We start from the raw sequence: 7924 nt of genomic DNA on the forward strand, positions 1-7924 counted from the left end.
CACAAAAACACACAGCAAAAGTCTCACTTTTGAACCACACTAAACCTTGAACTTGCAGCTAATGAGTATCAATCCTGCTCGACAAAGTACGCCAGTGGAGAAAAAGCCATGTTAATGAATAAGTTAACCATCAAATCAAAACTACTGATCGGTAATTTGATCACAGCTTCGTTACTCGTGGTGCTTTGTGGTATTGCGTGGAGTGGGATCAACACCATGGATAAAACCGCTGACATGGTGAGCCACACTTACAAAGTCATCGATAACTCCAATGGCCTTGTCAACGCGATGGTAGACAAAGAAACGGGTTTAAGAGGATTTGCTATCGGTGGCGGTGATGACTATTTAGAGCCTTATTACGCTGGGATCACCGCGTTTGATGAAAGGCTGAAAACAGTCAAAAAACTTACCAGTGATAATCCCGCTCAGCAAGTACGATTCGACGATGTGGCCAAAGATGCCGCTGCATGGGATGCCTATGCAGAGGGTGTTATCACTTTGCGAAAAGATATTCGTGAAGGTGAAAAAGCCAATACTCAACTCAAAGAACTTATTGCTTCCGGTATTGGTAAGGAAAAATTTGATGGCCTTCGCGCAGAAATTGCCACAGGAAATTTTGGTCTCGCTGGCACTCGCCTTCTTGAAGCTATGGTGAACATGGAAACTGGCTTACGTGGCTTTATGCTCAACCGCCAGGAGGAATATTTGGAGCCGTACCTGGGAGGCAAAGAAACGGTAAACAACATTCTAAAAACGCTTCAGGGCACAAAACTCGCGGCAGATGCAAATGGCTGGATTGACGGCTATGCCGAAAAAGCCATCGCAACGGTTCGTGAGGCCAATCAATATGCAACAACGTCAGACTTGTTCAACAAGCTATCTAAAAAAGAAGGTAAAGCTTTTATGGATAGCCTGAGAGAAAAAGTCTCCGCTATTGTTGCCGTGGAAGAGAGCTTAAAAGATCAACGCTATATTGCTGCCCACCAAGCATCAACCGTCGCATCAAACGTGATCATTTTCGGTGGGCTGCTTACCATTATCGTGGCGATTTCTTTTGGTATTTTCGTTTCGAACTCCATCACTAAGCCCATCAACAAAGTGGTGGTCGCAGCAGGAAAGCTCGCAAAAGGCGACCTGACCTTCAATCTGGATAAAGGTCACAAGAACGAAGTTGGTGAGCTGCAAAATGCGCTGATTGCAACATCAGAAAGCCTCAGTAACATTATCAGTAACATGGCTAAAGCCAGCGACCGATTAACAAACGCGTCAAACGAGCTAGGGAAAACCACCCACGCCACCAGTCAAGGGGCGCAAAACCAGTTAAAAATGACAGACCAAGTTGCTGTTGGTATGCAGGAAATGGCCAGTGTTGTTGGGGAAGTATCTGCTAACGCCGAGTCAGTGGCACGTCTTGCCGATGAAGCTCACGGTCATGCTCAGTCAGGCATGAAGGTGGTACAAGGAACCATCAGTAGTATCCAGCAACTTGAAGGGGAAGTGAAAACAACAGCCAATCGCCTTAATGAGCTCGCGCAGGAGACAGACAATATCGGCGGCATTCTAGATGTGATATTAGGTATTGCCGATCAAACCAATCTACTCGCCCTCAATGCGGCCATTGAAGCTGCCCGTGCAGGTGAACAAGGCCGAGGGTTTGCCGTTGTGGCGGATGAAGTAAGAGGATTGGCACAGAGAACGCAAAATTCCACATCAGAAATACAGTCACTGATTGAAAGGCTGCAACAAGGAACACGTGAAGTAGTCACGAGTATGGAAAAGAGCAGCACTATTGTTCAATCTAGTGTGGCTGATGCTAGCAAGTCGGGAGATGCGTTCGATACGATCACTCAAGCCATCAGTGAAATTCAACAGTTCAGCACATTAAATGCCACAGCCTGTGAAGAGCAAAGCGCAGCAACCAATGAAATAAATAATAATGTTCAGGAAGTCAGCATCATATCGAAGAAAAGTGCGGATGGTGTAGAAATCACGGTTAAGTCCACTGATGAGCTCTCGCAATTAGCAAGTACTCTGAAGGGAATTGTGGATCAATTTAAGCTCCGACAAGCCTGAGTGTAAACTAGCTCCAACATGTAAAAAGGCCGCTTTGATAGCGGTCTTTTTTCTTTCTGTTACCCGTCCTAAATAAGGTTGACACTTTTCTATTCAAAAACTGGAGAGTGTTATGAAATCAACCACCCGTTACCCAAAATTTGGTTTCAACGCACCTTCCCCAGTTAAGGGCATACATAAGTCTTTGTGTATCAAATCACGACAAGTGTTATATACCAGTCGAGCAATTATCGTTCCAACAAGACTGATAGCAGATGCCCGAGAAAGTGGCTAGCCAGCACACTAATTGGTCGTCAGTCTTCAGTTCTCATCGATGCGTTTTCACTGTTCGAAGACAGAGCTTCGATGATGGGACAGCAAGCACTTTCATCTCCAGGACATGCACTAGCTAAGGATTTTAGCGACGTTTTCATCGCCTGAAGTTCTTTGATTTTGTCGTCAATCTCAGCGATTTTCTCTAACGCTTTTTGTTTTACATCAGCGCTGCGACGGTTCGGATTACGTGACATATCCAATAGAGTTTGGCATTCATCCAAACTAAACCCGACCAATCTCGAACGCTTGATCATTTGCAATTCATTGATATGACATTCGTTATAGGCGCGATATCCATTCTCACTTCGCTCAGGTTCACTGATGACCCCTTTTTGCTCATAGAAACGAATAGTCTTCGCTGTCAGCCCCGTTAAACGAGAAACCTCATTTATTTTCATCAATGACTCCCAGTCTCAAATTCACGCTTGACCTTACAGTTGATGGAAGGTTTATGCTCTGTATTATGAACAATTAGCCTGCCTGACTGCAAGTCATGCAAATGCACAATAAGGTTACCGCTATGGCTGACATTGAAATGACAAACGCAACCACGCCACAAAAGGCACAAGCGCTGATCACTCTGCCCCTATCAGGGCTAAGCTGCATGAACTGCGCCCGAAAAGTCATGGCGGCGGTTGAACCTATTGAAGGCGTTCATTCTGTCACCGCAGATAAAACCTCCCTGACCATCAATGCCGATGCACCTATTCAAGAGGTTATCAAAGCCGTCGAGTCATTAGGCTATCAAGCAGGTGAAACCCTAACCGTGCCATTGGCAGGGTTGAGCTGTGGACGCTGTATTGCAAAACTCACCAGCGCCTTCGAGCAAAGCGACACCATTTTTTATGCCGTTGTGAGCAAAACAGAGGCGACAGTGACAGGCACGATCGACAGAGCGGGCATAGTCGCTATTGTCGAAAAAACGGGCTATCAGGTACCTGGTCGGCAAGACGAAGTGATCGCAGGCATTGAGGCTAACGCTGAGGCACAAACTGAATCAGTGGATCAATCACCATCACTGCCTATCGATGCTGAGTCAGTAAAAGATACCGTGACCACGAACCAAACAACTGACAGCGTGACACAACAATTCATTTTGTCAGGCATGAGCTGCGCAAGCTGCGTCTCTTCGGTGGAAAGCGCGCTAAAAAGTGTTACTGGCGTTGATAGCGTGAACGTCAATTTGGCCGAGCGTACCGCACTGGTATCTGGTCAAGCCGCTGCAGCAGCATTGATTCACGCAGTTGAAGAGGCGGGATATGGTGCTGAACTTAGTGAAGATGAAACAACACGTCGCGAGCGCCAAGCCACGCTGTATGCGCAGCAGTTTGCAGAACACAAACGCAATACATGGCTGGCGTTAGGATTAGGCGCACCGCTAATGGCGTGGGGTCTGTTCGGTGGCTCAATGACCGTTGACAGCACCACCAGCCAAATCGCGTGGGGCATCATTGCTGCGCTAACGTTCGCCCTACTGTGCACGGCAGGGAAACACTTCTTTGTGGATGCTTTTAAATCAGCGCGTCATCATAGAGCAACCATGGATACCTTGGTTGCTTTGGGCACAGGCTCCGCCTGGCTGTATTCAGCTGCGGTCGTTGTCGCGCCAGCGCTGTTCCCCGATCAAGCTCGTCACGTCTATTTCGAAGCCACAGCAATGATCTTGGGTTTGGTCACACTCGGTCATGCCATTGAAGCCAAAGCCCGCGCATCAACGTCTAAGGCATTGGATCGACTGCTCGATTTGCAACCGCAAAACGCGTTGGTTGTGGAAAACGGTCAAGAGCGTGAAGTGCCATTGGCTGCCGTCACCGCTGGCATGGTGCTTCGCATCAAGCCGGGTTCAAAAATTCCTGTCGATGGCGTCGTAGAAAGCGGTGAAAGCTTTGTCGATGAATCCATGCTCACAGGCGAGCCATTGGCAGTAAGAAAAACGCTCGGTGATACTTTGCATGCGGGTACCGTCAACCAAAACGGCAGCATGTTGTTTAAAGCCACTGGCATTGGCAGCGACACCATGTTGTCACGCATCATCAATCTTGTTCGTCAGGCGCAAAGTAGTAAGCCCGCTCTAGCAAGAATGGCTGACACGGTATCGTCGATTTTCGTCCCAACCGTGATGATCATTGCGATTCTCACTGCGCTGGGTTGGTACAACTTCGGCCCTGACCCAAAACTCAGCTTCATGCTGGTCACAGCGACCACGGTGCTGATTATCGCCTGCCCTTGCGCACTTGGGTTAGCAACGCCCATGTCCGTCACCACAGGCGTTGGGCGTGCTGCTGAGCTCGGCGTATTAATCCGTGATGCAGAAGCGCTTCAACATGCGGCTGGCGTCGATACGGTTGTTTTGGATAAAACCGGCACGCTGACAGAGGGTAAACCTCAAGTCACGTCATTGGTGAATTTTGGACTCGACGATAATGTTGTTCTGCAACTCGCCGCAAGCTTAGAGCAAGGCTCAGAGCACCCGCTAGCAAAAGCAGTACTCGATGCAGCCAAGAGCAAATCACTGACATTGTCGAATATCGACCAATTTGAAGGTATTCCTGGCAAAGGGCTTCAAGCTGTCATCGACGGCGACACTTACCTGTTAGGTAATGCGCGTCTGATGGAAGAAAAAAGCGTGGACGTAAGCAGCGCCAGCGACGCTGCAGCGAAACAAGCAAAACGCGGTGAAACGGCGGTTTATCTCGCCCAAGGTACGACGTTGATCGGTCTAATTGGCATCAGCGATCCACTGCGACATGATTCAACGACTGCCGTCGCACGCATGAAGAGTTTGGGCTACAAGGTCGTCATGTTGACGGGCGATCACCCTGATACAGCCAACGCGATCGCTGCACTTGCAGGCATTGATGACGTGATTGCAGGCGTGCTGCCTGATGGCAAAGCAGACGCCATTATCACGCTGCAGGCCCAAGGCCGTAAAGTTGCCATGATAGGAGATGGGATTAACGACGCGCCTGCGCTTGCGAAAGCCGAAGTAGGCATCGCCATTGGAAGCGGTAGCGATGTTGCGATTGAAAGTGCGCAAATGACCCTGATGCGTCATTCCATTGATGCAGCAACTGATGGACTAGAACTGTCCAAAGCAACGTTACGTAATATGAAAGAGAACCTGTTTGGCGCATTTGTTTACAATTCTCTGGGTATTCCCATTGCAGCGGGTGTGCTATATCCCCTCACCGGTGCATTGCTTAGCCCCGTGGTAGCAGGCGCAGCCATGGCGTTGTCTTCTATCACCGTGGTGAGTAACGCAAACCGACTGCGCTGGTTTAAACCTCGCAAAGGAGGCAATCATGTTGGTTAATCTGATAGGCATTGGCCTGATTGCTTTAATCATTTGGTGGTTCTGGCTATCTGGCAAGAAAGATAAACAATAAAACTAAACATTTAGCCACGCGCCCTTACAGGTGCGCGTGGTGATAAAGATCTTAAAAACACTGAGGAGATAATCATGAAAACTCTACCTAAACTTGCCGCCTTTTCCCTCGCTCTTCTTTCAGCAAGCACTTTTGCGGCAGCAGGCATCACGTATAAATCCCCTTATTGCGGTTGCTGTAAAGAGTGGGTAAAGCACATGGAAGACAATGGCTTTGAGATGACCGCTGAAGACCATGTGAACATGAACCCCATCAAACAAAAGTTTGGCATCAAACCGCAGCTCGCTTCTTGCCATACTACTGTGATTGATGGCTACGTATTTGAAGGTCATATTCCTGCTAGTGACGTTAAGAACTTCCTTGCTGAAAAACCTAAGCTAGCCGGCCTTGCGGTTCCCGGCATGCCGATGGGCTCACCTGGCATGGAATACGGTGATCAAAAAGATGCCTATAACGTGATTGGCTTTTCAAAAAATGGCATGACGATGGTCTTTAACAGCCACAATTAACAACGCATAGTGACTTATTGGCAATGGGTCTCCATACTTTGATTTCATCAGCATGGAGGCTCAATGTTAAAAGTTATTACAATTCTTATCTCACTGTTTTATTGCACTTACACAGCCGCAGAACCCACTGTTTGGCAGGCAAAAAAAGGGCAACTGACTTTTGTGTTGATGGGGTCTGTCCATATGGGCAAACCTGATTTCTATCCCCTTCCTAGCAGTATTCTCGACCCTTTCCCACACACAACAGGGTTAGTCGTCGAAGCTGATCTAAACAAAGATACCCAGTTTGAGATTCCGCAGGGAGCGACGACAAAATCTCTTTTGAACAAACAAGAACTTCGCCGTCTGACGGAGATAGCCAAAGAGATTGGCGTACCCGAAATCGCCTTATACAACATGCCGCCATGGCAAGCAGCGTTGGCCATTCAACAGGCGCAAAGTGAGCAGTTTGAGCTCGACGCAACCCTTGGGGTCGATCTGCACTTTCTCTCTCTGGCGCAAAAAAAAGATATCCCAATCATTGCGTTTGAAACGGTTCAAGAACAACTGGATATGATTGCTTCAATGGGAAAAGACGGCCTACCGCTACTCGCAGATACCCTGAACTACTGGGAAGACTCGAAAGCACTACTACCTTGCATGTTCAGCGCTTGGGAAAGCGGCGACAGGCAAACCATGACGGCAATCGTTGATGACATGATGCAAGAGGCGGGTGTGCTGGAACACGTCATATTCACAGACAGAAATGAAAATTGGGTACAGCAATTAAGTAATACGGGTCGCTTTACTGATGGCACTTACACGGTTGTTGTCGGTGCACTTCATTTTTATGGCGAAGAGGGCTTACTTGCTTTGCTCGAAAGCAAAGGGTTTACCATCGAACCGTTAACTGAAAGCCGAAAAGCCGATTGCGACATTTCGGCGCTCCTGTCGCGAGAAGGTGTGTCGTAAAACTTAGCCGCTAACCACCACATTTGTGACAAGCATAGAAACCACGAAAAGCAGAATGAACCAGATGATGAATGACTTGCGCATGAGATGTCCTTACAACGTGGGCGCGATACGCGCTGAAAGTGAATTCAGTTTAACGTAAACACCCCCTCCAACGCAGCGACAATTCTGATTTTGTTACACACTCAGCAGCCAAAAAACGAAAAAGCCTCTGCATTTCTGCGAGGCTTTCGAATGGTTGGTCGGTGAAGAGGGATTCGATTGGTGCGGCATTCCGAGGACCTGCCATCAAGCGGGGCGGCCTTCCAAGCCCGACCCTCTGGTCCGTCTTTATTCTGAAGCAGAGATGCGCTACCAAACTGCGCTATTCACGTGCAGCGTTTCGCTCTACGTCAGATGCAAAAAAGCCTCGCATTTCTGCGAGGCTTTTCAATGTTTGGTCGGTGAAGAGGGATTCGATTGGTTCGGCATTCCGAGGACCTGCCATCAAGCGGGGCAGCCTTCCACGCCCGACCCTCTGGTCCGCTTTTATTCAGAAGCAGAGATGCGCTACCAAACTACGCTATTCACGTGCAGCGTTTCACTCTACGTCAGATGCAAAAAAGCCTCGCATTTCTGCGAGGCTTTCGAATGGTTGGTCGGTGAAGAGGGATTCGAACCCCCGACCCTCTGGTCCCAAACCAGATGCGC

General features: G+C 48.5%; 5 protein-coding genes. 4 read left to right on the plus strand and 1 reads right to left on the minus strand.

Translation table 11 applies throughout. The features are described 5' to 3' along the window. The first annotated feature begins 108 nt into the window (after positions 1 to 108). Complete coding sequence (locus ACED36_RS07845; protein ID WP_371733050.1) at positions 109 to 2073, plus strand: CHASE3 domain-containing protein; 1965 nt, start codon at positions 109 to 111, stop codon at positions 2071 to 2073. Positions 2074 to 2366: 293 nt separating this feature from the next. Here the strand turns inward: ACED36_RS07845 and cueR are convergent, their stop codons facing one another. Further along, entirely contained in the window at positions 2367 to 2786 is a 420-nt protein-coding gene (gene cueR / locus ACED36_RS07850; RefSeq protein ID WP_016959326.1) for a Cu(I)-responsive transcriptional regulator, read from the minus strand. Positions 2787 to 2908: 122 nt separating this feature from the next. Here cueR and ACED36_RS07855 point away from each other — a divergent pair, with 122 nt between their 5' ends. The 3 genes from ACED36_RS07855 to ACED36_RS07865 all read left to right on the plus strand — a co-directional run bounded on the left by ACED36_RS07855 (position 2909) and on the right by ACED36_RS07865 (position 7234). Then, positions 2909 to 5701: a heavy metal translocating P-type ATPase gene (locus tag ACED36_RS07855; protein ID WP_371733051.1), complete on the plus strand. Its 2793-nt coding sequence runs from the start codon at positions 2909 to 2911 to the stop codon at positions 5699 to 5701. Between the two features lie 147 nt (positions 5702 to 5848). Continuing rightward, positions 5849 to 6283, plus strand: a complete 435-nt coding sequence (locus tag ACED36_RS07860) for a DUF411 domain-containing protein (protein ID WP_016959324.1) — start codon at positions 5849 to 5851, stop codon at positions 6281 to 6283. Between the two features lie 63 nt (positions 6284 to 6346). Continuing rightward, positions 6347 to 7234, plus strand: a complete 888-nt coding sequence (locus ACED36_RS07865) for a TraB/GumN family protein (protein WP_371733052.1) — start codon at positions 6347 to 6349, stop codon at positions 7232 to 7234. The last annotated feature ends 690 nt before the right edge of the window (positions 7235 to 7924 follow it).

It is taken from the genome of Enterovibrio sp. FF113, from assembly GCF_041439165.1.
GTDB lineage: Bacteria > Pseudomonadota > Gammaproteobacteria > Enterobacterales > Vibrionaceae > Enterovibrio > Enterovibrio norvegicus_A.

Bases quoted from the DNA above. Each gene is read 5' to 3' on its own strand.
- ACED36_RS07845 (WP_371733050.1), top strand. From the start codon at position 109: ATGTTAATGAATAAGTTAACCATCAAATCAAAACTACTGATCGGTAAT.
- cueR (WP_016959326.1), bottom strand. From the start codon at position 2,786: ATGAAAATAAATGAGGTTTCTCGTTTAACGGGGCTGACAGCGAAGACT.
- ACED36_RS07855 (WP_371733051.1), top strand. From the start codon at position 2,909: ATGGCTGACATTGAAATGACAAACGCAACCACGCCACAAAAGGCACAA.
- ACED36_RS07860 (WP_016959324.1), top strand. From the start codon at position 5,849: ATGAAAACTCTACCTAAACTTGCCGCCTTTTCCCTCGCTCTTCTTTCA.
- ACED36_RS07865 (WP_371733052.1), top strand. From the start codon at position 6,347: ATGTTAAAAGTTATTACAATTCTTATCTCACTGTTTTATTGCACTTAC.